Genomic DNA, 25,210 nt, shown 5'->3' with positions numbered 1-25,210 from the left:
GAGCGGGCCCGAGATCGATCCGCTCAAGCGGTGCTCGTCGACGCGATCAGTACCAGTGCCTGCGGCCCGCGACGGCGCGCCCGGTGGAGCCGAGGATCCACAGGATGGCACCGATGACGAGCAGGACGATCCCGATGGTCCACAGGATGGAGATCTTGAGCAGGAATCCCGCGACCAGCAGGACGATTCCGAGAATGATCATGACGAGCCTCCTCTTCGGTGATGTCTGGCCCATCAAGCCGACCACCCTTAAGGGGGGTAGCGATACACCCCTAGGTAGGTAATGTTGCCGGCATGCCCTCGCCGAGTTCGCGCGCGCCGATCACGGTCGCGCTGGTCGACGACTACGACGTCGTGGTGAAGGGCGTGGCCAACATGCTCGACGCGTACCGGGATCGCATCGTGATCGCCGAACTCGACTCGACGATGCCGGTCGAGGACACCGTCGACATCGTCCTGTACGACTCGTTCGCCCAACCCGAATCCGACCATGAAGAGATTGCCGTCCTGGTGGCCAATCCCCGGGCGCACCGAGTTGTGGTTTACACCTGGAACTTTCACCCCGACCTCGTCGACAGCGCGCGGCGACAAGGCGCTCACGGGTACCTATCGAAGACCCTGCCCGCGCGCGAGTTGGTCGCCGCGCTGGAGGACATACATTCCGGCCGGGAGGTCATCAGCGAGGTGGCCTCCCGGGCCCGCAGCGCCCCCGGGCTCGACTGGCCCGGCCGCGGCGAGGGGCTCAGCGACCGCGAGGCCGAGATCCTGGCATTGATCACTCAGGGCAAAAGCAACGCCGACGTCGCGCGGCTGACCTACCTGAGCCCCAACACGGTCAAGTCCTACATCCGCACCATCTACCGCAAGCTGGGGGTCGCCAGCCGGACCCAGGCAGTGCTGTGGGGCGTGAACCACGGGTTCACTCCCGATCATCACCGCATCGAACACTGGCGCGGCGGCCCCTAGCGCACGCCCTCGTCCAGCATCGCCGTCAAGTAGCCGGAGCCGCCGCCGAACGCGGCCATCTCGTCGTTGGGCAACTGGAACCCGTTGGCGGCGTAGCACTGTTCGGTGGTTCGGATGTTGACCCGCCAACCGTGCCCGGTGAGGTACTCGGCGGCGGTGTTGCGCTCGCCGGTGTAGAACAACTCGGCCAGGTTGATGTTGGAGCCGATGCGCCGGGACCGCTCGGTCAATCGTTGCGCCCAGTCCGACGGGACGTTGCGCAGGTCCAGGTGTTCGGTTGCGATCCGGCTGCCGCGCGCCGAGAGCGCGACGATGTTGTCGAACAGGCGGTCCTGCGCCTCGGGCGGCAGATAGGGGAGAAGGCCCTCGGCGCTCCAGGCCGTCGGCCGCCCGGTGTCGAACCCGGCCGCCACCAACGCCGACGGCCAGTCGTCGCGCAGGTCGATCGCGACCGTGCGGCGCTGCGCGGTCGGCTCGGCTCCCAGGCCCGCCATCGTCCGTGTCTTGAAATCGATGACCGCCGGTTGATCGATCTCGTACACCACCGTGCCGGCCGGCCAGGCCAGCCGGTAGGCCCGGGTGTCCAGGCCGGACGCCAGGATGACGGCCTGCCTGATGCCCGAGCCGGTCGCCTGCCTGAAGAAATCGTCGAAGAAGCGGGTGCGCACGGCGATCTGCTCTTTCATGGTCCGGCGGTTCAGCGCCGGGTCGTCGTCGCCGGGCCCGATCTCGCCATCGATGAGCTTGATGAACGTCTCGATGCCCACCGCCCGCACGAGCGGATCCGCCCACGGGTCGTCAAGAAGGGGATCGGGGCCCTGGGACGCCATCGCGCGCGACGAGGCGACGGCCGTGGCGGTCGCGCCGACGCTGGACGCCAGGTCCCAGGTGTCGTTCTCGGTGCGGCTCATCCGCGAGCTCCTTTTCCACGCAGCCATGCGTTACTTAGGTCATATAAGCGTTATGGCCACTGTACGCGCCCGCGGGCGCGGGTCATCCGCAGCGCAGAATGGCGAACGAATGGCCGTCCAGCACGGTGCCGTCGGTGCCGACCTTCGGCTCGCCCCACGCGAGGACCACGTCGCCCGTCACGGGCACCGTCGCCGACTCGGTGCCCAGGTTGCACGCGATGCGCAACCCGCCGCGGTGCAGGCTGATCCAGCGTTGCTCTTCGTCGTAGTCGACCGTGAGGTGCTCCAGCCATGGGTCGGCCAGGTCGGCATCGTTGTGCCGCAGGGCGATCAGATCCCGGTACACGCGCAGCAGGCGGGCGTGTTCGCCAGAGTCGACCTCGTCCCAGTTCAGCTTGGAACGCAGAAATGTCTGCGGATCCTGGGGATCGGGAATCTGGTCGGCGTCCCAACCGTGTTCGGCGAACTCGGCCTTGCGCCCCTCGGCGGTGGCCCGCGCCAGCTCCGGCTCGGGATGCGAGCTGAAGAACTGGAAGGGGGTTGACGCCGCCCATTCCTCGCCCATGAAAAGCATAGCGGTGTAGGGCGAGCCGAGTGCAAGCGCGGCCTTGACCGCAAGCTGGCCGCCAGTCAGGTTCTGCGACGGGCGATCACCGAGCGCCCGGTTGCCGACCTGATCGTGGGTGCAGGTGTAGGCGACCAGCCGAGTGGCCGGAATTGTGGATGTGTCCAGCGGGCGCCCATGCCGGCGGTGCCGGAATGTCGAATGGGTGCCGGCGTGAAAGTAGCCGTGCCGCAGCGTTTCCGCCAGCGTTTTGAGAGACCCGAAGTCGGCGTAATAGCCCTGGCGCTCGCCGGACACCGCGGTGTGGATGGCGTGATGAATGTCGTCGGCCCACTGCGCGGTCAGCCCGTAGCCGTTGCGCTCGCGCGGGGTGATCAGCCGCGGGTCGTTGAGGTCGCTTTCGGCGATCAGCGACAGCGGCCGGCCTAACTGGCTTGCCAGCCAGTCGGTTTCGGTGGCGAGCTCCTCGAGGATGTGGATGGCCGTGGTGTCGACCAGCGCGTGCACGGCGTCCAGGCGCAGCCCGTCGGCGTGGAAGTCGCGCATCCAGCGCAGCGCGCAGCCGATGATGTAGCGCCGCACCTCGTCGGAGTCGGCGTCGGCGATGTTGATGCCTTCGCCCCACGGGTTGCTCGCCGACGACAGGTAGGGCCCGAAGCGCGGCAGGTAATTCCCGGACGGTCCGAGGTGGTTGAACACGGCGTCGATCAGCACCCCCAGGCCGCGCGCGTGGCACGCGTCCACGAACCGGACCAGGCCGTCGGGGCCGCCGTAGGGTTCGTGCACGCTGTACCACAGCACGCCGTCGTAGCCCCAGCCGTGGGTGCCGGCGAAGGTATTGACCGGCATCAGCTCGACGAAGTCGATGCCGAGATCGACCAGGTAGTCCAGCTTTTCGGCGGCGGCGCCGAAAGTGCCCGCCGGGGTGAAGGTCCCGACGTGCAGTTCGTAGATCACCGCGCCGCCTGCCACGGACCGGCCCGGCCAATCGCCGTCGGTCCACCGCGCTCCGGCCGGGTCCCACAGCTGTGACCGGGCGTGCACGCCGTCGGGCTGGCGGGCCGAGCGGGGGTCGGGCAGCACGCTGGGGTCGTCGTCGAGCAGGTACCCGTACCGGGCGTCGGACGCCGTCGCGACGTCGGCGTGCCACCAGCCGTCGTCGGAGCGGGTCATCGGGTGTACCGAACCGTCGACGTCAAGGCGCACCAGCGACGGCCTGGGGGCCCACACCCGGAACTCAGTCATGCCGGCGCTCCAGCAGCACCACGGGCAGGTCCGAGAACAGCTGGGTGGCCGATGTCGCCCCGCTGGCCACGGCGCCGTTGAGCGCGTCGGTCCAGGTGCCCTCGGGCAGCGGCAACACGGTGTTGCCCCAGCCCTTTTCGGCCAGCCGCACGGTCCAGCGGGTCACCGCAACCAGCACGTCGTCACCGCGGCGAAACGCCACGACGTGGTCGCTGGCCTCGCCGTCGGCGAGCACCGGGACGTAGGCGCCGTGCAGGAACGTGTCCGGGCGCGAGCGCCGCACCCGAAGCGCCGTGGTGACGACGCGAATCTTCGGGTGATGCAGGTCTTTCAGGGCGCCGCGCCGGGCGGCGTAGTCGACGGCGCGACGGTTGTCGGGGTCCACCAGGCTGTCGTCCCACAGCTCGGTGCCCTGGTAGACGTCCGGTGTCCCCGGCACCGTCAGCGCGAGCAGCTTCTGGCCGAGCGCGTCGCTGGCCGCATGCGAATTGAGTTGCGCCACCAGTTCGGTCAGCTGGCCGGCCACCGGGCCGTCGAGGACCGTGTCCAACCAGCGGTGCACCGCGTCCTCGAAGTCGGTGTCCGGGTCGTTCCACGACGTGTGCCAGGCCGCCTCGCGGATGGCTTTCTCGGTGTACGCGTGCAGCCGGGCGCGCAGCTCCTGCGTCACCTGGCCGCCCACCGGCCAGACGCCGAAGATGTTCTGCCACAGGAACTGTCCGGTCGCCGGATCGGGGGAGGGGGCCCGGACCTCCCAGCGGGCGAGGAACTCGGTCCACAGCGACGGAACCTGCGACAGCACGCCAATCCGAGCCCGCACGTCCTCGCCGCGCTTGGTGTCGTGGGTGGTCAGCGTCGTCATCGTGTGTGGCCACAACCGGAGGCGGGTGCTGGCGCTGTGGTGAAATTCGGCCAGCCCGACGCCGAAACGATGCGGTTCGCCGCCCACCTCGTTGAGCGACACCAGGCGGGCGTCGCGGTAGAAAAGGCAGTCCTCGACGGCCTTGGCGGTGACCGCGCCGCATAGTTGCTGCAGCCGGGTGGCCGGCTCGCCGGCGCGGGCCAGCGCCGCCGCGAGCACCTCCAGCGCGGGCCCCAATTGTGGTGATTCCGCCTGGGTTTCGGCCAGCGCGGTGGGCAACAGCGCGGCCAGTCCGGGGTAGTCGCTGCGGTAGACGCCGATGTGGGTGAGCAGGCCGGCGACCGCCTCGGGCAGCAGTGGGTGATCGGCGCCCGCAGCGGCCGCGACGGCCCGTCGCAGCCGGGCCAGCTCGCTGGCCAACGTCACAGTGGCCGCGCGAATCTTGAGCTCGGCGAGCAGCTTCGGCATGGTGTGGTAATCCACCCCGGCCGACTCGACGAGTTCGGTCAGCGCCTCCTCGCCGGCCGGGTCGACGAAGACCCCACCGACCTGGCGGAGCACGTCGTAGCCGGTGGTTCCCGCCACCGGCAGGGTGGGCTCGAGCGCCTCGTCGACGGCCAGGATCTTCTCGATGACGATCCAGGCATCCGGGCCGGCCAGCTCCCGCAGCCTCGCCAGATAGCCGCAGGGGTCGGACAAACCGTCGGGGTGGTCGATGCGGACGCCGTCCACCAGGCCCTCGTCGAACCAGCGGGCCACCTCGGCGTGGCTGGCGTCGAACACTTCGCGATCCTCCTGCCGCAGGCCGGCCAGCGAGGTGATCGAGAAGAAGCGCCGGTAGCCGCAGACCCCGTTGCGCCAGCCCACCATCCGGTAGTGCTGGCGGTCATGGACTTCCGGGCCGGTGCCTTCCCCGGTGCCGGGCGCGATGGGCAGCGCCAGATCGCCCAGCCGCAGCAGGTCTCCATCGACCTTCAGGTCGGCGGCGTCGTCGTCAGAACCCAAGATCGGCAACACGATTCGGCCGGCCTCGTCGAGGTCCCAGTCGATGTCGAAGAAGCCCGCGTACCGCGAGTCCCGGCCGTGCCGCAGCACGTCCCACCACCACGCGTTCTGCTGCGGGTCGTCGATGCCGACGTGGTTGGGCACGACGTCGATGATCAGGCCCATGCCGCGCGCCCGGGCCGCCGCGGACAACCGCGCCAGGCCGTCGGGGCCGCCCAGCTCGTCGGAGACCGTGGTCGGGTCGGTGACGTCGTACCCGTGGTGGGACCCGCGCGCCGCGGTCAGGACCGGGGACAGGTACAGGTGGCTCACCCCGAGGTCGTCCAGGTAGTCCAGCAGGTTTTCGGCGTCGGCGAAGGTGAACGCGAATCCACTGGAGTCACCACGCAGCTGGAGCCGGTAGGTGGACAGGACTGGTAAGGCCATGCGTCACAAGGTCTTACGAAGGACCAGCAGCGAACGCGAGGGCAGCGAGACCTTCTCCTCGGCGTTCATCACCTGACCGGCGTCGCCCGCGGGATGGTTGGTGTCCAGCTCCGCGGTCCATTCCCGGGCATAGTCGTCGGGCGGCATCACGAACTCGACCGGTTCGTCGCCGGCGTTGAAGCACAACAGGAACGAGTCGTCGACCACCCGCTCACCGCGGGCGTTCGGCGCGGTGATGGCGTCGCCGTTGAGGAACACGGCCACGCACTTGTGGATGCTTTCGCCCCAGTCCTCATGCGTCATCTCGCGGCTGCTCGGATTGAGCCAGGCGATATCGCGGACCTCGTCGCCGCTTCGGATCGGCTCGCCCTCGAAGAACCGGCGCCGGCGGAACACCGAGTGGTTCTTGCGCAGGACGGTCACCTTGCGCGCGAACGCCAGCAGGTCCGGGTTCTTGTCGACCAATGACCAGTCCATCCAAGATAATTCGGAGTCCTGGCAGTAGACATTGTTGTTGCCGTTCTGGGTGCGCCCGAACTCGTCGCCGTGCGCGATCATCGGCGTGCCCTGGCTGAGCATGAGGGTGGCCCAGAAGTTGCGCATCTGGCGGCGGCGCAGCTCGATGATGTCGGGGTCGTCGGTGGGGCCTTCGACGCCGCAGTTCCACGATCGGTTGTGGCTTTCCCCGTCCCGGTTTTCCTCGCCGTTGGCCAGGTTGTGCTTTTCGTTGTAGGAAACCAGGTCGTTGAGTGTGAATCCGTCGTGGGCGGTGACGAAGTTGATGCTGGCGCTCGGCCGTCGGCCGGTCGCCTCGTAGAGGTCCGACGACCCGGTCAGCCGGGAAGCGAACTCGCCCAGGGTTGCGGGCTCGCCCCGCCAGTAGTCACGCACAGTATCGCGATACTTCCCGTTCCACTCGGTCCACAAACCCGGGAAATTCCCGACCTGGTAGCCGCCCTCGCCGACATCCCAGGGCTCGGCGATCAATTTGACCTGGCTGACCACCGGATCCTGCTGCACCAGGTCGAAAAACGCGCTCAGCCGGTCGACATCGTGCAGCTCGCGGGCCAGCGTGGCGGCCAGATCGAAGCGGAACCCGTCGACGTGCATCTCGACCACCCAGTAGCGCAGCGAGTCCATGATCAGCTGCAGCACGTGCGGGTGGCGGGGATTGAGGCTGTTGCCGGTCCCGGTGTAGTCCTTGTACAGCCGCGGATCCTCGTCGACCAGGCGGTAGTAGGCGGCGTTGTCGATGCCGCGGAAGTTGATCGTCGGACCGAGGTGGTTGCCCTCGGCGGTGTGGTTGTAGACCACGTCGAGGATGACCTCGATGCCGGCCTCATGAAAGCTGCGCACCATGGATTTGAACTCGGCGACGCTGGCCTTGCGGCTGGCCGCGTACTGGTTGTGCGGTGCGAAGAAGCCAAACGTGTTGTAGCCCCAGTAGTTTCGCAGGCCGAGGTCGAGCAGCCGCGAGTCGTGCATGAACTGGTGAACCGGCATGAGCTCGATGGCGGTGACGCCGAGCGACTTGAGGTGATCGATCACCACCGGGTGGGCCAGCCCTGCGTAGGTGCCCCGTAACTCCTCGGGGACGCCGGGATGGCTTTGCGTCATGCCCTTGACGTGGGCCTCGTAGATGACGGTCTCGTGGTACGGGGTGAGCGGGGCCCGGTCGGACGCCCAGTCGAAGAACGGGTTGCTGACCACGCTGGTCATGGTGTGGCCGAGCGAGTCGACCATCGGCGGGGTCCCGGGGTCGGCCCCGTCGGCGTTGGGGCCGTCGGGGGTGACGGCCTCGAGGTCGTAGGAATACAGGGCCTGCCCGAAGGTGAAGTCGCCGTGAAACGCCTTGCCGTACGGATCCAGCAGCAGCTTGCTCGGGTCACACCGGTGCCCGGCGGCCGGATCCCACGGCCCGTCGACACGAAACCCGTAGCGTTGCCCCGGGGTGATGTTGGGCAGGTACGCGTGCCAGACGTATCCGTCGACCTCATCGAGGGGGATCCGCGACTCCTCGCCGTTGTCGTCGATCAAGCACAACTCGACCCGCTCGGCGATCTCGGAGAACAGCGAAAAGTTGGTTCCCGCGCCGTCATAGGAGGCGCCGAGTGGGTACGGGGTGCCCGGCCAAACGGTGGCCAGCGTGGGCCGTTGGTTACCAGCGCCTGTTTCTGAAGCGGGTTTGTCGGTCGGCATCACTTGACCTTATCGGCGCCCGCGGTGCGGCCGCCTGTCACCACCAACCGGTGCTGGCCCCGATCTGCCGGCCCAGCTCGGTCGTCATCGTACGTACGTAGGTGGGGGACAGGTGATGAGCGCCGTGGTAAATCAGCACGTTTCCCTCGACGGGGCGGCAGACGTCGGCGCGGCAGATCGCGTCGGACATGTCCAGGACCTTCAGCAGCGGGAACTGCGCGACGAAGTCGAGGGTCTGATTGTGATCGGACAACACGTCGGAACGCTTCACCGCGCAGGACTGCGGGCTGCCACCCTTCTTGGCCAAGCAGTCCGCGGGGTCGAACGGCTTGCCGTCCTTGACCAGCCACGGGGTGTCGCGCATGCCGAGGATCGGAATGTTGTTGTCCGACAACGTTTGCCAGATGCCGATGTAGGTCGCCGGCATCACGTCGCCGGCCTTGATGTTCCACGGCCGGGTCGTCGTGGTGAACACATAGTCCGGCCGGTCGTCGACCAGCTTGTTCATCGTCCGCTGCACCCACTCGCGGCACTGCATGTACGGGGCGTTGTTGCCCATGATCAGCGGCACTTCCTCGGTGGACAGCGGGCAGCCCATCTTGAGGTACGTCACCACCTTGAAGTGATGCATGCGGCCGAGCAGGTCGAGCGCGGGTAGCCAGTGCTCGGCGTGCGACCCGCCGGCCAGGGCGATGGTCCGCGTCGCGGCGAGGTCGCCGTAGGCGCAGTTGACGACGGTCGGGTTGACGAAGTCGCTGATGCAGCCGTCCCGGGTCGAGATCGGAAGGTCGTCCTTGATCTCCAGGACGCTGGGCCGCATCGGCAGCGCCGGCACCCGCGCGTGTTCAGTCAGGGCGCGCGCGCCGGGGTAGTCCTGCGGGTTGAGGACGCTGAGTTCCTTGCCCGCCGCGCGCAACACCGTGACGTGCTGCCGCCAGGTGAACGACGTCGCGGTCAGAGTGACGCCGAGCAGCACCACCATCGACCCCAGCGCCATCGTCGGGCGGCGCAGCCGCAGCCACCAGGGGACCGTCGGGACGGTCACCGCCGGCGCCGCGCCGGCGGGCGCCCGGTAGCGCAGCGGGTCCTCGACGAGCCGCGTGGTCAGGTAGGCCAGCACCCCGGACACCAGCAGCAGCACCGTGCCCTCAACGAAGCCGGCGTGCTTGTGGCCGCTGTAGGACAGCCAGAAGATGAGCAGCGGCCAGTGCCACAGGTACAGGGAGTAGGCCATCGCGCCCAGCGCCACCAGGGGCCCGGCCGCCAGCACCCGGTTCGGCAGCGGCAGCCGGCCATCGGCGCCCAGGTTGGCCCCGGCGAGGATCATCAGCATGGTGGCCCCGACGGGGACCAGCGCCCACGGGCCGGGAAACTCCCTGACGCCGTCGATCAGGGCCCCGCACGACACGATCGCGGCCAGCCCGACGGTGGCGACGACGGTGCGCAGCCACGCCGGCCAGCGGACGTAGGGCACCACGGCGCCGACCAGCGCGCCCAGCAGCAACTCCCACGCCCGGGCGAAGCTGTCGTAGTAGGCGATCGCCTGGTTGTCCTGGTGGGCGACGATCGCATACCCGAACGAGGCGGCCGTCAGCGCGCTGAGCAGCACCAAAAACACCGTCCGGCGGCGCTCGCCGAGGCCGCGGCACGCGTACGCGCAGCCGGTGATCAGCAGCAGAAAGGCGATGTAGAACTGGCCCTGCACCGACATGGACCAGATGTGCTGCAGCGGGGTGACGGCTTCACCGGCCCGCAGGTAATCGGAGGCGCTGTTGGCCAGCTCCCAGTTCTGGTAGTAGCCCAGGCTGGCCAGGCTCTGATCGGCGAAGGTCTCCCAGCGGGTCTCCGGCTGCACCAGGATCGTCAGCAGCCCGCAGCCGGCCAAAACCACGACCAGCGCGGGGAGCAGGCGGCGGACCAGCCGCATCACCTCGGCCACCGGCGACAGCGCGAGGTCCGGGTTGAGCGCAGCGCGCAGGATTTTTCCGCCGAAAAAGAAGCCGGACAGCGCCAGGAAGACGTCCACCCCGCCGGAGACGCGGCCGAACCAGATGTGGAACATGGCGACCAGCGCGATCGCGATGCCGCGCAGGCCGTCGAGGTCGTAGCGATAAAAGCCCGGGGCACGCGCAGCGACCGGTTTCGCAGCGACAACCGGTGGGCGGGGCGGTGACAGGCTCTGCATGGTTGACCGCCAATTTACCCAAAACCGCCACCCGCTCCTGAGGGGAGCGAGTGGCGGGTGTCCGGCGCGTCGGGAAGTGCCGCGCCAGGGGGTTACCGCGTGATGCCGAACGGAGCCGGCTGCACCGGCGCCTGCTGAGCCGGCGCCTGCAGCAGGGGCAGCTGCTGCAGGGGCGCCTGCTGCGCCGGAACCTGCTGAGCCGGGGCCTGCTGCGTCGGGATCTGCTGGACCGGGGCCTGCTGCGTCGGGGCCTGTTGGGCGGGCAGCTGCTGGACCGGGGCCTGCTGCGCGGGCAGCTGCTGCGCCGGGGCCTGTTGCGCGGGCACCTGCTGTGCCGGGGCCTGCTGGAACGGCACCTGCTGTACCCCGAGCACCCGGACCAGGTAGGGCGTCATGCCGTTGGCGCGCACGGGTGACACCTGCACGACGTCGCCCACCTCGAGCATCTGGTTGTTGCCGAGGTACATCGCGACGCTTTGGGTGCCTTCGGGACCGTAGAAGATCAGGTCGCCGCGGCGCGCCTGCTGCGGCAGGACCTTCTGGCCGAGGCGGTACATCTCACCGGAGGAACGCGGCAGCTTGATGCCCGCGCCCGCGTAGGCGTACTGCATCAGGCCCGAGGCGTCGAACCCGACGGTCATGGCGCCGGTGCCCTTGCCGCGCGAGGGGCCGGTGATACCGCCGCCGGCCCAGGAGAACGGCACCCCGCGCTGCGAAAGGCCGCGCATGACGACCACGTCAGTGGCCTGCTGGTAGTCCATCGACCTGGCGCCCGGGTCGGCGGTCGCGATGCTGGCGGCCCCGGTGGCTACCGCCAGCATCGCGACACCGATCGCGAAAGCGTAGATGCGTTTCATTGGGATCCCCACCTTCTTGGGTCCTGGGCCTCCGACGCGGTGACTTCGCGCATCGGCCGCTATTGCAGGCGGCCAGGGCCTCCCCGTCGGGGCCCGATGCCGCTGCATGACGCTTGGAATGAATCGGGCCGGCTAGCCGGCTGAATTCACACCAGTCACTACAGACACTTTTACAACAGAAGGCGCGGCCGGAAAATAGCTGGTGAGCTCCACGAATGATTATTTGTCGTAACGTGACCGGACGGTGACTGGCGGGCCCAATCCGGCCCGTGCAGTTGTGATTTGGGTCTCAGTCCGCTCAGAGCCAATAGCGCGCGCTGAACGTGGTCAGGATCGAACCCGCCACGGACGCGACCATGAGTAGGGCCAGGGACAGGACCGGCCAGAAGGACATGTACCAGCCCTTCAGGAGGGAAACGAAGGGGCCAATCCCGGCCGCGGCGATGGCGGCGCCGATCCCGCCCCACACCAGCGGGCGGATGTAGTAGTCGACCCCGAAGGGCACCGCTCCGCACGTGTCGCCCTCGCACACGTTCGCGAGGAAGCCGAAAAGCCGGGCCGGCCACGTCGTCGCCGTCGCGAGGACCACCAGCAGCACCAGCAGCGCGACCGTGCAGACGACGTCCCAGGGGACTATCCGCAGGCGCAGCACCCGGGGTGCCTGGTGGGGCTGGTCGGGCGCCGGTGGGGCGGCGACGCGGTCACCCGGATCGGGGTTCATGGCCATAGATGGTCCCCGATGGCCGCGATTTGCGCGAGCCGGCTGCTTTACGCTCGGTCTCTATGCGTGCGGCGAGGGCCGGGTTGACGCCCGAGCAAATCAGCGCGATCGACGCGGCGCACCTGTGGCACCCCTACAGCACCATCGGCGGCGAGGCGGTGGCGCCGGTGGTGGCCGTCGCGGCCCACGGCACCCTGCTGACCCTGGTCCGCGACGGCCGGCGGATCGAGGCGATCGACGCGATGAGCTCCTGGTGGACCGCGATCCACGGGCACGGCCACCCGGAGCTGGACGCGGCGCTGTCCACACAGCTGGCCACGATGAACCACGTCATGTTCGGCGGGCTGACCCACGAGCCCGCCGCCCGGCTGGCGCAGCTGCTGGTGGAAATCACGCCGGCGGGCCTGGAGACGGTTTTCTTCAGCGACTCCGGATCGGTGTCGGTGGAGGTCGCGGTGAAGATGGCCCTGCAGTACTGGCGCAGTCGGGGCCGGCCCGGCAAGCACCGGCTGATGACCTGGCGGGGCGGGTACCACGGCGACACCTTCACCCCGATGAGCGTCTGCGACCCCGACGGGGGCATGCACTCACTGTGGACCGACATCCTGGCCCGCCAGGTGTTCGCCCCGCAGGTGCCGCGCGAGTACGACCCCGCCTACGTCGCGGCGTTCGAGGGTCAGCTGGCGCAACACGCCGCCGAACTGGCGGCCGTCATCGTCGAACCCGTCGTGCAGGGGGCCGGCGGGATGCGCTTCCACGATCCTCGGTACCTGCGCGACCTGCGCGAGCTGTGCCGGCGGCACGACGTGCTGCTCGTCTTCGACGAGATCGCGACCGGGTTCGGGCGCACCGGGGAGCTTTTCGCCGCCGACCACGCCGGGGTGAGCCCGGACATCATGTGCGTCGGCAAGGCGCTGACCGGCGGATACCTCAGCCTGGCCGCCACGCTGTGCACGACGGACATCGCGCAGGCGATCAGCTCGGGGGAGGCCGGCGCGCTGATGCACGGGCCCACGTTCATGGCCAATCCGCTGGCCTGCGCGGTGTCGGTGGCCAGCGTCGAACTGCTGCTCGGCCAGGACTGGCGGTCGCGGGTGGCCCACCTGGCCGCGGGGCTGGCCGAGGGGCTGGCAGCCGCCCGGGCGCTGCCCGGCGTCGCCGACGTGCGGGTGTGCGGCGCCATCGGTGTGATCGAATGCGCGCGGCCGGTGGACCTGGCCGTAGCCACTCCCACGGCGCTGGACCGTGGCGTCTGGCTGCGCCCGTTTCGCAACCTCGTGTACGCGATGCCGCCGTACGTCTGCTCGGGCGACGAGATCGCCCGGATCACCTCCGCGATGGTCGAGGTGGCTCGGCTCGCCGGCTGAGACCGCACCAAGGTCTCGGTCGGGGAACGCTCGCTCAGCGAATTATCAGCAGATTCTTCGTTCCCGCCAGGGTTCTCTCAAAGGGTCCGCAAAGCCGCGGGCCTCAGACTAAGGCGCATGACAGCTCAGTCGCTCTCCAGGAACCTGATCGAACGCTATCTGTCGACCTCCGGGCTGCGGTTCCTCAGGGGTGAGCACGATGGCGAATACTTCTGTGTCGTCAACGCGGATTCCGGGCGGCTCCATGTCCACCTCGGGATCTCCCCGTCATTCGGCGACATGTTGACCATCGGGGTCGCTCCGGCGTCCTCCTTCCGCGCCGCCGACCGCCCCTGGCTGACCCGGTTAGCTGACACGTGGAACAAGCGGAACCGCAAAGTCACCGCGATCGTGCACGGTTGCTCCGATCCACAACGCGTCGGCCTCGTGGCCCGTGGATCCCGGTGGATCCAGGACAGCATCTCTTTCGAGGATTTCGCCTCCTTCATCGACCGCACCATCGCCGAGGCCGTCGATCTGTTTGCTGAGGCGACGGTGGTTGTCGAGTTGCCCTCGGCCGCGCAGCCGATGCTGCGAGACGCGGGCTGAGACTGCGGCCGGAGGGCCGCGCGCGAAGCCACTGCGATCCCGCCGGCCGGGGACGTCCCGGGAGCCCGACCGTCGATGATGAAGTTGTGGCTTATCGAGGCCATCCGGCACGGTTTCAGGAGCGGCTCCAAGCGCGCGGCCCGGTAGGAACGCGACGACCCGGAGGACCGCACGCTTTTCGGGCTTTTTCGACCAGGTCGGAAGCGGCAGTTGCAGCCGGTTTGCACTGCCGCCAAGTTTTGTTCGGCGCGATCAGCCGAAGCTGCCCCGCGCAGTTGTACTTGTGTGTAATCTCCGTGACGGGCGCGACCCAGTCATGCTTCTCGCTTTGCCGCTGGGTCGTTGATGACCGGCCTGGAGGATGGATATGGCGTATGTGATCGCGTCACCCGAGATGGTGGCGGCCGCGGCAACGGATGTTTCCGCTATTGGTTCGACGCTCGGCGCCGCACACACGGCGGCGGCGGCCTCTATCGCCGCGGTGCTACCCCCGGCCGCCGATGAGGTGTCGGCGGCCATCGCACAGGTGTTCTCCGGGGCCGCCCAGGAGTTTCAGGGGCTGCTCGGGAAGGCCACGGCGTTCGGTGAGCACTTCGCGCAGCAGTTGACCGCGGGCGCCGGCTCCTATGCGGCCGCCGAGGCAGTCAATGCCGCGTCGGTGGCTTTCGATCCGAACTCGATTATTCAGGGGCTCATCGACGCGCCGGCTAGCCTGCTCTCGGCGTTTAATGGTCTCTATAACAGCACGACAGGCGTCTTGAAATTCTTCTTAAGCTTCCTCGAGCTACCGGTTTATATTGGATACGAGGCACTGGTTCTGACATATTTGACGCTCGCTGGATTGATCGCCTTGGAGCAAACCTTGGCCAAACTCCTGACTGGCGCAACGATTCCGATACCATAATCGGATTTCGTGAAATGCCTTGGCGCCCTTGAACGCGCAAGGCGACCTAGACGGATAGCTTAGGGAGCTCCATCGTGGCCGCGTCGTCGCCGCGGTCGTCCTCCCTGAGCAGCAAAGCCCTCACCAGTGGACGTGGCCCGGAGTCACGGAGCATGTAGCTGGCCGGGCGTGGGCGCACTGTCTGCGGCCACCAGAACCAGCGTCCGAGCAGCGCGGCGATGGACGGTGTCATGAACGAGCGCACGACCAACGTGTCGAACAACAGGCCCAAGCCGATGGTGGTGCCGAGCTGGCCGATAATCCGCAAGTCGCTGAAGATCATCGAGGCCATCGTGAAGGCGAACACCAGGCCCGCGTTGGTCACGACCTTTCCGGTGCCGCCCATGGCGCGGATGATGCCGGTATTTATGCCGGCGGCGATTTCCTCTTTCATCCGGGCTACCAGAAGCAGGTTGTAGTCCGATCCCACCGCCAAAAGGACGATCACCGACATCGGAAGCACCATCCAGTGCAATTTGACGCCCAGAATGTACTGCCACACCAAAACCGACAGCCCAAACGATGCGCCCAAGGACAGGACCACCGTGCCCACGATGACCAGGGCGGCCACAAAACTTCGCGTCAGGGCGAGCATGATGACGAAAATAAGGCAAAGCGCACCCACGAGCGCGATCCACAGGTCGTATTTCGAGCCGTCGCCGAAGTCTTTGTAGGTCGACGCGGCGCCGGCGATAGAAATCGTGGCGCTGTCCAGCGGGGTCGTCTTGAGCGCTTCCTCGGCCGCCTTCCTGATCGGATCGATCCGCGCTATGCCTTCGGGCGTCGCGGCGTCGCCCCTGTGCGAAATGATGAACCGGGCCGCTTTCCCGTCCGGAGACACGAAGGAAGCCATCGCGCGCCGGAAGTCCGCGTCCTGGAAGACCTGCGGCGGCAGGTAGAAGGAGTCGTCGTTCTTCGCCGCGTCGAACGCCTGGCCCATGGCGGTCGCGTTTTGGCTCGCGTCGTCCAGCTGACCGAGAAGCCCGGACGTGGTGCTGTGGTTCGTCAACAGCGTTACGCGCGTAGCCTCGGCGATCGCGATCAGTGGCGGGGTCAGCTCCAGTAGCTGCGCCGCCAGTTCGTCCGCCTGCACCGCATCTTTAATGACTAGGTGCAATGTATCGCGCAGCGCATCGACACCGTCGAATAGCTGAAATATCGACCTCAGGGCAAAGCATATGGGGATATCGAAGCAGTGCTTTTCCCAGTAGAAGTAACTTCGAATCGGCCTGAAGAAATCGTCGAAATCCGCGACGTGGTTTTCCAGCTCATCCACGATGCTTTCTATATCTTTTGAAACGGCGACCGTGTCATGGGCAACGGCGGTGAGCTGTTTCTGCAATTCGTAGAGGTGCTTCAATATCGCGATCTGTTGAGCCAGCGAGTCGGCCTCTTTGAGCATGTCATCCATGCGGGCTTTCATGAATTGCAGGTTTTGTAGCATCGACGCATTTTGCAGGCTGATCAGGAAAGGGATCGAAGTGTGTTCAATGGGTGTTCCCTCGGGCCGGGTAATGCCCTGCACCCGGGAAATCCCTGGCACCCGAAAAATCGCTTTCGCTATTTTGTGGAGAACGAGGAAGTCCGCCGGATTGCGCATATCGTGATCTGCTTGAACCATCAGAATGTCGGGCAACATTCGCGATTGCGAGAAATGGCGGTCGGCCGCCGCATACCCCAAATTAGCGGGAAGGTCCCTGGGTAGATAAGATCGGTCGTCATAGCTTGTTTTGTAGCCCGGCAGCGTCACCAGGCCGACCAGGGCGACGGCCAACGTTGCGACGAGAATGGGTGCGGGCCAGCGGACAATCGCGGTGCCGAACCCTCGCCATCGCTTTTGCGCGATCCTCCGCTTGGGGTCGCACAGTCCGAAGCGACTTCCGGTCGTCAGAACCGCCGGAACCAGCGTGACCGCCACCGCGACCGCGACGAGCATACCCACAGCGCAGGGCACACCTATGGTCTGGAAAATGGGCATCCGGGTGAAGCTCAGGCACAACATTGCCCCGGCAATAGTCAAACCGGAACCCAAGACGACGGGAGCGACGCTGCGATAGGTGGTGTAGTAGGCCGTTTCGGGGTCCTCGCCGGCCTGACGGGCCTCCTGATAACGCCCGAAAAAGAATATTCCGTAATCGGTCCCGGCCGCCATTGAAAGGGCCACCAGCAAATTGATGGCAAATGTCGAGAGCACGACAAAGTTGTGATCGGCGAGAAACGCGATGATCCCTCGAGCCGAGCCCACTTCGACCCCGACTCCGATCACCACCAGAATCACGGTGGTGACCGAACGGTAGACGAGTAGCAGCACCACGAAGATGATCACTCCGGCTATCAGCGTCATCTTCAGCAGAGAGTCGTTGCCGCTGCGCACCATGTCCGGGATGAGCGCTGCCGGGCCGGTGAGATGGACCTGGACACCGGGCGGGGGCGGCCGCTGCTTGATGATCTGCCGGACCGCCGCCACGGATTCCTGCGCCAGGCTGGTGCCCTGGTTGCCGGCCAGATTCAATTGCACATATGTGGCCTTGTGGTCGGGGCTCTCCACGCCCGACGCCGTGAGTCGATCTCCCCACAAATCCTGCACGTGTTCGACATGCCGCGGGTCGTTTCGTAACTCACGAACCAACTCCCGGTAATAGGTACGAGCGTCCTCCCCGAGCGGTTGCTGCCCCTCCAGCACGATCATCGCGAAGCTGTCCGAATCGGACTCCTTGAAGGCCTTGCCCATGCTCGTCATGGCCCGCACCGACGGCGCGTCTTGGGGAGCCAGCGGTACGGAATGCTGTTCGCCGACCCGCTCCAGAGGAGGCACCCCAAACGTCACAACCAGCGTCAACGCCACCCACGCCAGAATGACCACAAGCGAAAGCCCGCGGATCATCCGCGCGAAGAAGGGTCGCCGAGGGTGTTCGGTGCTCATGCGGCCTTCAACACGCAACCGGTGGGCGCGCCCACTCCGCACGACGCGAAGCGGCAGCCACTGGTTTCGCTATCGCCCTGTGCCACGATGCTCTCCACGGTTGCCGGTCTCGTCCTGAACTGGAAATGCGCCACTGACTGCCGCTATCTCAGCAATAAGGCGCGTACCAACGGACGGGGTCCCGTAGGCCGAAGTAAGGAACTTGCGGGACGGGGGCGAACCTGTTGCGGCCACCAGAACCAGCGGCCCAGCAGCGCGGCGATGGACGGCGTCATGAACGCGCGCACGACCAGCGTGTCGAACAACAAACCGAGACCGATCGTCGTGCCCACCTGGCCGATGGTGCGCAGATCGCTGACGAGCATGGACCCCATGGTGAACGCGAAGACCAGCCCCGCGTTCGTCACGACTTTGCCGGTGCCACCGATGGCGCGAATGATGCCGGTGTTTATGCCGGCGCCGATCTCCTCTTTCATCCGGGCGACCAGCAGCAAATTATAGTCAGACCCCACCGCCAGCAGAACGATCACCGACATCACCAGCACTGACCAGTGTATTTGTATGCCGAGCAAATTCTGCCAGGCAAACACGGAGAGCCCGAAGGACGCGCCGAGCGAAAGCAATACCGTGCCGACGATAACCAGCGCCGCAACAAAGCTCCGCGTCATGATCAGCATCACGATGAAAATCAGGCAGAGCGCCGCGATTCCCGCGATCATGAGGTCGATTGTGGAAGCCCGCACCTGGTCCCGCACCGAGGCTGCGGTGCCGGAGAGGTAGATCTTCGAGTCTTCCAGCGGAGTTCCCTTGAGCGCCTCTTCGGCCGCGCTCTTTATCCCGTCAACCCGCGAAAGGCCTTCGGACGACGAGGGGTCGCCCTTCTGCAGGATGAGCATGCGGACGGCCTTGCCATCCGGCGACACGAATATGTTCATGATCCGCTGGAAGTCTTTGTTCTTCAAAGTTTCCGGCGGCAGGTAGAAAGAATCGTCGTTTTGGGCGGTGTCGAACGCTCTTCCCATCGAGGTCGCATTATTGTTGTTGTCGCCCATGTTTCCGAGAACGCCGGACATGGTGCTGTGCATGGTAAGCAACATGGTCCGCGATTCCTGCATTATCGCGATCGTCTGCGGCAGCTGGGCGAGGATCTGCGGCAGCAGCGCGTCGACCTGATCGAGATCTGCTACCAGCAGAATCAGCTTATCGCTCACCGCGTCAACACCGTCGAGCGAATCAAATACGCTTCTGATCGAGAAGCAAATCGGAATGTCGAAGCAGTGCTTTTCCCAGTAGAAGTAGCTGCGGATCGGTCTGAAGAAATCCTCGAAATTCGAGATGTTGTCCCGCAGCTCGCTGGTGAGGGCCTGCATTTCATGCGTGTGGCCGACGACGTCATGCGTGGTGGCGACTAGTTGCTTCATCACGTCATACATGCGCTGCGTGACGTTGATCGCTTCCGTTATCAGATCGGCCTGCTTGAGCAGGTCCTTCATGCGCTCCCGCTGAAAAGTGAGGAATTGCTGCTGGCCGGCGGCTTGCATGCTGAGCAAATACGGGATCGTCGTGTGCTTGATCGGGGTTCCCTCGGGCCGTGTTACGGCCTGCACGGTCGAAATGCCCGGCACGGCGAGGACCGCCTTGGCCAGTTTCTCCAACACCAGAAAATCGGCCGAATCCCGCAGATCGTGATTGGTCTCGACCAGCAAGATTTCGGGCGCCATCATTGCGGACGGGGGAAAATGTCGCGACGCGGCCTCATACCCCAAATTTCCGGGGATATCTTTGGGGATAAATTTCTGGTCGTTGTAGCTGGGGCTGTAGCCCGGCAGCGTCAACAACCCGACAAGCGTTACTGCCAGCGCCGCGACGAGAATGGGCGCGGGCCATCGAACAATCGCCGTTCCTACCCGCCGCCATAGGCGATAGCTGATTTTCCGCTTGGGTTCGAACAAACCGAAACGGCTTCCGACCGTAAGAACCGCCGGGATCAGCGTGATAGCGACCGCGACGGCGACCAGCACGGCCACGGCGCATGGGACGGCCAGCACGTAGAAGGAGGGCAGCCGGGTAAAGACCAGGCAGTAAAGTGCCCCGGCGATCGTCAAACCCGAGGCCACGACGACCTTGGTGACTCCGTGGTACGTAGTGAAGAACGCCGTTTCTCTGTCCTTGCCGGCCTGACGCGCCTCCTGATACCGCCCGATGAAAAATATCCCGTAGTCAGTTCCAGCCGCGATCACGAGGGATACCAGCAGATTGACGGCGAGGGTGCTCAGACCGATTATCCCGTGATAACCAATGAATGCGACAATTCCGCGGGCCACCATTAGTTCGATGCCGACCACCATGAGCAACAGAATTACGGTGACGATAGAACGGTAGACGAGCAGCAGCGTGATGAAGATGACCGCGATGCTTACCAGGGTTATTGTGGCAACCGTTCTGTCGCCACTATGGCTCATGTCCGAAATGATCGCCGCAGGCCCGGTGACAAACGCTTTGACTCCCTGCGGCGCGGGCGTCCGCGCGACGATATGCTGAACGGCTTCGATCGAGTCGTTGCCCGCAGTGAGAATCACCAAGACATATGCGGCCTTACCATCGGCGCTCTGCGCGGCCTGTCGGGTTAATTCATCACCCCAGAAATCGTTGACATGTATCACATGTTTCGGATCGTCTTTCAACTGAGCAATTAAACGATCGTAATATCTGTGCGCATCGTCGCCGAGGGGCTGCTGACCCTCTAAAACGATCGTCGCCACACTGCCGGAGCCCGATTGGCCAGTTTGGTCAGCTGCCTTGAAGTCTTCATTCAGCCGCTGCGACGCGGTGGCGGACGGCGCATTTGTGAGAGTGGGAGAGACCGAATGCTGGTTCTCGACCTGCTCCAGTGGGGGGACGAAGAAATTGAGCACGGCTATGATCGCCAACCACCCCAAGATGATGGCGACCGAAAATCGACGGATCGTCCGCGCTACCAACGGCTGACTGTCCTGTAGCTGATGGTTGGTCATGAGCCCTTCAGCATGCAGGACGTGAAGGCGCCTACCTCGTTGGTGACCTTCTCGGACTTGACCACTCCGTCCAGAAGGATGCGGCAACCGATGCTGTCAGTGTCACCCTGCGCCGCGACACTTCCGATGCCCGTCGCCGCGGTGACCGCGAATTCCAATGACCATGGCAGCCTTGCCGCGTCAACATGCTGCGGGGAACCAGTGTCGTCGTAATAGCTGATCAAGGCCACGGTTCCTGGCGGGCCGTAGACCTCGTACCTCAGGTGCTGGGGATTGTAAGGCTTGTTGTCGACCCTGGTGTCGGCATACGAGAGGCGCTTCTCGGAGCCGAAGAGGCCGTGCAGTCGCGACACGGTAAATCCTCCAACGGCGATCACCATCAGTACGACCAAAGGGATCCAAAGCCGCCGCAGGGCCCGGAAAATCAGAGGCCCCGAATTTCGGCGACTCGTTCCAGATCCAACTTGTGCCCGAAGTGCGGACGAAGGTTGGCGAGAGCCTCGAAAGAGAACACGTCGGGGGCCGGGCGGGAGGCCGGCATCTTGGCCGGTCTCGACGGCGATATCGGATCGCGCCGGCTCAACATCGTGCACACTGCCCCAGACCACCGCACCACCCTAACCGACACGAGTTGAATTACGGATGCAAACCTAATGGAGGCCAACAGCGTCTGACCGGGATTTAAGGAAGTTCTCAGTATGGCGTCGTGAAGCGGCCTCAGCCACAAGCCTCAGTTAGTCGATCTCACCCGTCAGCCCGAAGTCGGCCAGTGTGCGCGCAGCCAGTGCGCGCAGAGCGGGCTTGGTGTTTTCAGCGCCCGGCTGGTAGGCGACGACGGTGAGGTAGATCTTGCCGATCGCGGGCGTGCGGCACGACACCAGCTGCATATAGCCGCCCGTTCGCTCAAGCTGTTGGTGCGTCGCGTGTGCCTTCGTACCTCGTGCCCAGGCGTGCTCGCACTGAGTGCCGTCGGCACGGCTCACCACCGAGCCGGCGTCGCCGAGGTTGGAATAAATCACCGGCATATCGGGGTCGTTGAGCTGCGTCTCGACTCCGCGTCTCCACATCCGCTTCGGGGTGAACGGGGACAGCGCCGCCAGTTGTAAAGATTCATCTGGCGCGCTCTCTAAAGCCTTCAGCGCCTGCTTGATGGCGGCTCGGGTGTCGCGCAGATCCGCCGTTAACGCGGTCGGGTCGAGGCTGACACGGGCAAACGACACCGCGAGCGCACGCGTATCGCCGTCGGCGCGGTCGGTCATAACGACTTGCAGAGTGACCGCGCCGTCGGAGTCCCGCCGACGCCCCAGGTGCTCTGCGAGTTTCACGGTGAACCCTGCGGCCAACGTGGTACTCGTCCCGCCGAGAGACTTCGCACGGGCATCCCATTGATCCAGGTCGACGAGGATCGCGACACCCGGGAGGATTATCGGGTCGGCACCGTCGTCTCTCCGGCGGGTGACAGCTTTCGGTGCTGGCGGTGATTGGGCAGCATCGCGCCGCTGACGGCGGGTCAGTTTTGCCAACGCGACGAACGCCCGGGCGGCCTCAGGTGTGTCTTGAGCTGTTTGGCGGAGATCCCGTGTCACCGCGCGCAGTCGATTCCGCGAGCGCGGCGGCGGATAGCCAAGATCGCGGTTCGTGCCCAGGATCGCATCAGCTACCGCGACGAGACCCCCGACGCCGTCAATAATGTAGTGGGAGATCACCCAGGTGACCGCGGTCGAGCCGTCCGTCAGGGGGAGGACGCAGAGATGCCAGCCGGGACCTTCCTCCGGATCAACGGGCACTTGTGAACGTTCATCGGCCCAGTCGCTGAGTTCGGCGCGGGGCCGGGCGCGATCGGCGAATTCGATCTCCGCCGGCCCTCGATCGAGGACCCACCGATGCCGGCCGAACGGCAGCGGCGACCGCTCAATAAGCCGTCCGGACAACCCGTGACCGAGGTTGTGGTGGAGGCGTTTCAGCCCGTCAAAGTCTATGGGGTGCTCATAGACCCACACGACCTGCATGACTTCCGTCTGGCCGACGGCGCGCTGGCCGTCAAAGAAGCCTTGGTCCACCAGTGCCAGCAGATTGTCCGGCCGCGCCTCGCCATTGGAGCCGCGACCGTTAGAGGATGCGCGTGCGCGGCGTATCCGAATTGGCACTGATTAGCCTCCTATGACAGAAGATTCGCCGGCGACGGCCGGCATTAATGCGGTCGAACCGATTCATAGCAGATTAGCCTCGGGTGCATCCGCTCGGCCGAGCATTTGGCCAAGACCTAACTGCGTTCGGTGAGGCGACGTCCGGTGGAATTTCACCGGAGTGCGCGGTCGCCTGATGTCTGAAATTCAGTCTGTGGAGGCCAAATCGGCGTCGTAGACGACGGTATCGGTGTGGCCGTCAAACTTCGAGATTGTCCGTAGCTCGCGCCGGTATCGGGGTTATGCTGCTGGGCGGCTGAGCTGGGCACCCGGTCTGCCGCTTTCATTTCGCAGAACGCGCACGGCAAGTGAAGGGCCACATCACGCGATGAAATTTGTGCTGGCGTTCTATGGAACTCGCGGCGATGTCGAACCCGGCGTCGCTGTCGGCCGTGAGTTGCTGCGCCGCGGGCACGACGTGTGCATGGCCGTCTCGCCGGACCTGGTCGGTTTCGCGGAGGCGGCGGGGCTCGCGGCGGTCGAGTACGGGCCGGATGTTCAGGCGTGGCTGGAATCGACCCGCAACTTCTGGGCATATTTCTTCCGGAACTTCTGGAGGATCCGGGATGTGCGCGCGTTTTTGCGTGAGTCTCGGGAACCGGGCACCCGCTACTGGGCGGACATGAGCACGATGCTGGCCTCGGTGACGGACGGGGCCGACCTGCTGTTGACCGGGATGAGTTACCAGGAGCTCGCCACCAGCGTCGCGGAGTTTCGCGACATTCCGTTGGCCACGCTGCTGTGGTTCCCGATACGGGTCAACGGACGCCTCGTCCCGACGCTGCCGCCGCCGATCATCCGCTCAGCGATGCGGGTCTACGAGTGGCTGGTTTGGCGTGGGGTGAAAAAGGTCGAGGAAGCGCAGCGCCGGGAATTGGGCCTACCCAAGGCCACGGGTCCCGCGCCGGGGCGGATCGCCGGACAAGGATCGCTGGAAATCCAGGCTTACGACGAGGTGTGTTTTCCGGGCTTGGCAACCGAATGGGCGAAGTGGGATGGACAACGGCCCTTTGTCGGCACGCTGACGATGGAATCACCGACGGATGCCGATGAAGAGGTGGCCTCGTGGATTGCCGCGGGAACACCGCCGATCTTCTTCGGGTTTGGCAGCATCCCGGTCGAATCCGCCGCGGATACGATCGCCATGATCGGCATGGCCTGCGCGCAGCTGGGCGAACGGGCGCTGATTTGCGCCGCCGCCTCTGACTTCAGCAACGCCCCCCATTTCGAGCACGTCAAGGTGGTGGGCGCGGTGAATTACGCGACAATCTTTCCGGCCTGTCGCGCGGTCGTGCACCACGGTGGTGCGGGCACCACGGCCGCGGGCCTGCGCGCCGGAGTCCCGACGTTGATCCTCTGGATGGCAGACGTTCAGGGCATCTGGGGAGCCGCGGTCAAACGGCTGAAAGTGGGCACCGCCCGTCGCTTTTCGACCGCTACCGAGAAATCATTGGTCGCAGACCTGCGGATCGTTCTCGCTCCGCAATACGTCGCTCGGGCCCGCGAGCTCGCCACTCGGATGACCGCACCGGCCGAAAGCGTCGCGGCCGCCGCCGATTTCGTGGAAGACTTCGCCCGCCGCAAGCGCGTTGGCTGATCGGCGACGGCGAATCGCGGATCGATTCGCGCACAGACGAATTCAAGGGGGTCAGGTGGCGAAATGCGCCTGGTTCACATGTGCGGCCACCCGCAAGGCGTTGGCCGCGACCGTCAAACTGGGGTTCAAACCGCTGCTCGATGGGAAGAACGAGGCGTCCGCCACGTAGAGGTTGTCGACTTCGTGCGCCCGGTTTTGCGGGTCGAGCACGCTGGTTTTGGGATCGGTACCGAAGCGGCAGGTGCCGCAGACGTGGCCCAACGTCGAGTTGTTTTCACCGGTCCGCAGTGTGAGTGTGCGGAAGGGCTTTAACGCCTCTTTTATCTGCCGCAGAAACGCCGCGCGGCGTTCGATCTCTCCAGGGTTTAAACGGTATTGAAGTCGCAGCCGCTGGCGGCCGTCCGAGCCGGGTCGATCGGACGGAAGCACTCGGTTGTCGAGATAGGGCAGGTCTTCCATGATCGCGGCCAGCACCAGTCCACCGTTGATGATCCGCTCGTAGAGCGGCCGCACCGCCGGGCTCACCAGGCGCAGTGCCTTCGGCAGCCCGCCCGGCTGGTTGGTCATCATCCCCAAGGGGTGCCACGGAGCCATCGCGCCCGCAGACTGCAGGGTGCCGTATTTCTGCCCCTCGCAGAAGTAGAAGTCGT

Annotated in this window: 18 protein-coding genes; 5 read left to right on the top strand and 13 right to left on the bottom strand. The window is 65.6% G+C overall.

All coding sequences use genetic code 11. The features are described 5' to 3' along the window. Positions 1-46: 46 nt before the first annotated feature. The gene (locus tag A5787_RS27855; RefSeq protein ID WP_197507319.1) at positions 47-202 is read right to left on the bottom strand and encodes a DUF6131 family protein; all 156 of its coding nucleotides are present in this window, start codon (positions 200-202) and stop codon (positions 47-49) included. 92 nt (positions 203-294) lie between these two features. Here A5787_RS27855 and A5787_RS20960 point away from each other — a divergent pair, with 92 nt between their 5' ends. Next, on the top strand, positions 295-966 hold the full coding sequence (locus A5787_RS20960) for a response regulator transcription factor (RefSeq protein WP_066970577.1): 672 nt from the start codon (positions 295-297) through the stop codon (positions 964-966). Here A5787_RS20960 and A5787_RS20955 read toward each other — a convergent pair. The 7 genes from A5787_RS20955 to A5787_RS20925 form a co-directional block, all read right to left on the bottom strand. Then, positions 963-1,877, bottom strand: a complete 915-nt coding sequence (locus A5787_RS20955; RefSeq protein ID WP_066970575.1) for a class I SAM-dependent methyltransferase — start codon at positions 1,875-1,877, stop codon at positions 963-965. The two genes, A5787_RS20960 and A5787_RS20955, sit on opposite strands and share 4 nt — an antisense overlap. Positions 1,878-1,959: 82 nt before the next feature. Beyond that, a complete protein-coding gene (gene treZ / locus A5787_RS20950; protein ID WP_066970573.1) occupies positions 1,960-3,687 on the bottom strand; it encodes a malto-oligosyltrehalose trehalohydrolase in 1,728 nt (575 codons plus the stop codon). Continuing rightward, positions 3,680-5,980 carry a malto-oligosyltrehalose synthase gene (treY, locus tag A5787_RS20945; RefSeq protein ID WP_066970571.1) on the bottom strand — a complete coding sequence of 767 codons (2,301 nt, stop codon included), beginning with the start codon at positions 5,978-5,980 and terminating at the stop codon, positions 3,680-3,682. Before treY ends, treZ begins: the two co-directional genes overlap by 8 nt. 3 nt (positions 5,981-5,983) lie before the next feature. Then, positions 5,984-8,179 carry a glycogen debranching protein GlgX gene (glgX, locus tag A5787_RS20940; protein ID WP_066970569.1) on the bottom strand — a complete coding sequence of 732 codons (2,196 nt, stop codon included), beginning with the start codon at positions 8,177-8,179 and terminating at the stop codon, positions 5,984-5,986. A gap of 37 nt (positions 8,180-8,216) precedes the next feature. Further along, complete coding sequence (locus A5787_RS20935) at positions 8,217-10,364, bottom strand: acyltransferase family protein (RefSeq protein ID WP_066970567.1); 2,148 nt, start codon at positions 10,362-10,364, stop codon at positions 8,217-8,219. Between the two features lie 92 nt (positions 10,365-10,456). Beyond that, positions 10,457-11,221: an NlpC/P60 family peptidoglycan-binding protein RipD gene (gene ripD, locus A5787_RS20930; RefSeq protein ID WP_066970565.1), complete on the bottom strand. Its 765-nt coding sequence runs from the start codon at positions 11,219-11,221 to the stop codon at positions 10,457-10,459. A 298-nt stretch (positions 11,222-11,519) separates the two neighbouring features. Then, entirely contained in the window at positions 11,520-11,942 is a 423-nt protein-coding gene (locus A5787_RS20925; protein ID WP_082977358.1) for a hypothetical protein, read from the bottom strand. 62 nt (positions 11,943-12,004) lie between these two features. Here A5787_RS20925 and A5787_RS20920 point away from each other — a divergent pair, with 62 nt between their 5' ends. The 3 genes from A5787_RS20920 to A5787_RS20910 all read left to right on the top strand — a co-directional run bounded on the left by A5787_RS20920 (position 12,005) and on the right by A5787_RS20910 (position 14,801). Then, entirely contained in the window at positions 12,005-13,309 is a 1,305-nt protein-coding gene (locus A5787_RS20920) for an adenosylmethionine--8-amino-7-oxononanoate transaminase (RefSeq protein ID WP_066970561.1), read from the top strand. Positions 13,310-13,426: 117 nt separating this feature from the next. Then, positions 13,427-13,897, top strand: a complete 471-nt coding sequence (locus A5787_RS20915; RefSeq protein ID WP_066970559.1) for a hypothetical protein — start codon at positions 13,427-13,429, stop codon at positions 13,895-13,897. Positions 13,898-14,264: 367 nt separating this feature from the next. Then, entirely contained in the window at positions 14,265-14,801 is a 537-nt protein-coding gene (locus tag A5787_RS20910; protein ID WP_197507317.1) for a PE family protein, read from the top strand. Positions 14,802-14,847: 46 nt separating this feature from the next. Here the strand turns inward: A5787_RS20910 and A5787_RS20905 are convergent, their stop codons facing one another. The 4 genes from A5787_RS20905 to A5787_RS20890 form a co-directional block, all read right to left on the bottom strand. Continuing rightward, the gene (locus A5787_RS20905; RefSeq protein ID WP_066970555.1) at positions 14,848-17,763 is read right to left on the bottom strand and encodes an RND family transporter; all 2,916 of its coding nucleotides are present in this window, start codon (positions 17,761-17,763) and stop codon (positions 14,848-14,850) included. A 143-nt stretch (positions 17,764-17,906) separates the two neighbouring features. Beyond that, positions 17,907-20,777, bottom strand: a complete 2,871-nt coding sequence (locus A5787_RS20900; protein ID WP_066970553.1) for an RND family transporter — start codon at positions 20,775-20,777, stop codon at positions 17,907-17,909. Continuing rightward, entirely contained in the window at positions 20,774-21,190 is a 417-nt protein-coding gene (locus A5787_RS20895; protein ID WP_066970642.1) for an MmpS family protein, read from the bottom strand. The genes A5787_RS20900 and A5787_RS20895 overlap by 4 nt, the downstream gene beginning before the upstream one ends. Positions 21,191-21,511: 321 nt before the next feature. Next, the gene (locus A5787_RS20890; RefSeq protein WP_066970551.1) at positions 21,512-22,924 is read right to left on the bottom strand and encodes a hypothetical protein; all 1,413 of its coding nucleotides are present in this window, start codon (positions 22,922-22,924) and stop codon (positions 21,512-21,514) included. A gap of 367 nt (positions 22,925-23,291) precedes the next feature. Between A5787_RS20890 and A5787_RS20885 the strand changes: the two genes are divergently transcribed. Then, positions 23,292-24,560, top strand: a complete 1,269-nt coding sequence (locus A5787_RS20885) for a glycosyltransferase (RefSeq protein ID WP_066970549.1) — start codon at positions 23,292-23,294, stop codon at positions 24,558-24,560. 51 nt (positions 24,561-24,611) lie between these two features. Here A5787_RS20885 and A5787_RS20880 read toward each other — a convergent pair. After that, positions 24,612-25,210 (bottom strand): GMC family oxidoreductase (locus A5787_RS20880; RefSeq protein WP_231994093.1); only part of this gene is annotated, 599 nt, incomplete at its 5' end.

The sequence above is a fragment of the Mycobacterium sp. 852002-50816_SCH5313054-b genome (assembly GCF_001667185.1).
GTDB lineage: Bacteria > Actinomycetota > Actinomycetes > Mycobacteriales > Mycobacteriaceae > Mycobacterium.
Note: the sequence above shows the minus strand (reverse complement) of the source record. Positions and strands in the feature narration are given on the sequence as shown.

Coding starts and splice junctions, on each gene's coding strand:
- A5787_RS27855 (WP_197507319.1), bottom strand. CDS start 202: ATGATCATTCTCGGAATCGTCCTGCTGGTCGCGGGATTCCTGCTCAAG.
- A5787_RS20925 (WP_082977358.1), bottom strand. CDS start 11,942: ATGAACCCCGATCCGGGTGACCGCGTCGCCGCCCCACCGGCGCCCGAC.
- ripD (WP_066970565.1), bottom strand. CDS start 11,221: ATGAAACGCATCTACGCTTTCGCGATCGGTGTCGCGATGCTGGCGGTA.
- A5787_RS20960 (WP_066970577.1), top strand. CDS start 295: ATGCCCTCGCCGAGTTCGCGCGCGCCGATCACGGTCGCGCTGGTCGAC.
- A5787_RS20920 (WP_066970561.1), top strand. CDS start 12,005: ATGCGTGCGGCGAGGGCCGGGTTGACGCCCGAGCAAATCAGCGCGATC.
- A5787_RS20905 (WP_066970555.1), bottom strand. CDS start 17,763: ATGAGCACCGAACACCCTCGGCGACCCTTCTTCGCGCGGATGATCCGC.
- A5787_RS20955 (WP_066970575.1), bottom strand. CDS start 1,877: ATGAGCCGCACCGAGAACGACACCTGGGACCTGGCGTCCAGCGTCGGC.
- treZ (WP_066970573.1), bottom strand. CDS start 3,687: ATGACTGAGTTCCGGGTGTGGGCCCCCAGGCCGTCGCTGGTGCGCCTT.
- A5787_RS20910 (WP_197507317.1), top strand. CDS start 14,265: ATGGCGTATGTGATCGCGTCACCCGAGATGGTGGCGGCCGCGGCAACG.
- treY (WP_066970571.1), bottom strand. CDS start 5,980: ATGGCCTTACCAGTCCTGTCCACCTACCGGCTCCAGCTGCGTGGTGAC.
- A5787_RS20885 (WP_066970549.1), top strand. CDS start 23,292: ATGAAATTTGTGCTGGCGTTCTATGGAACTCGCGGCGATGTCGAACCC.
- glgX (WP_066970569.1), bottom strand. CDS start 8,179: ATGCCGACCGACAAACCCGCTTCAGAAACAGGCGCTGGTAACCAACGG.
- A5787_RS20900 (WP_066970553.1), bottom strand. CDS start 20,777: ATGACCAACCATCAGCTACAGGACAGTCAGCCGTTGGTAGCGCGGACG.
- A5787_RS20915 (WP_066970559.1), top strand. CDS start 13,427: ATGACAGCTCAGTCGCTCTCCAGGAACCTGATCGAACGCTATCTGTCG.
- A5787_RS20935 (WP_066970567.1), bottom strand. CDS start 10,364: ATGCAGAGCCTGTCACCGCCCCGCCCACCGGTTGTCGCTGCGAAACCG.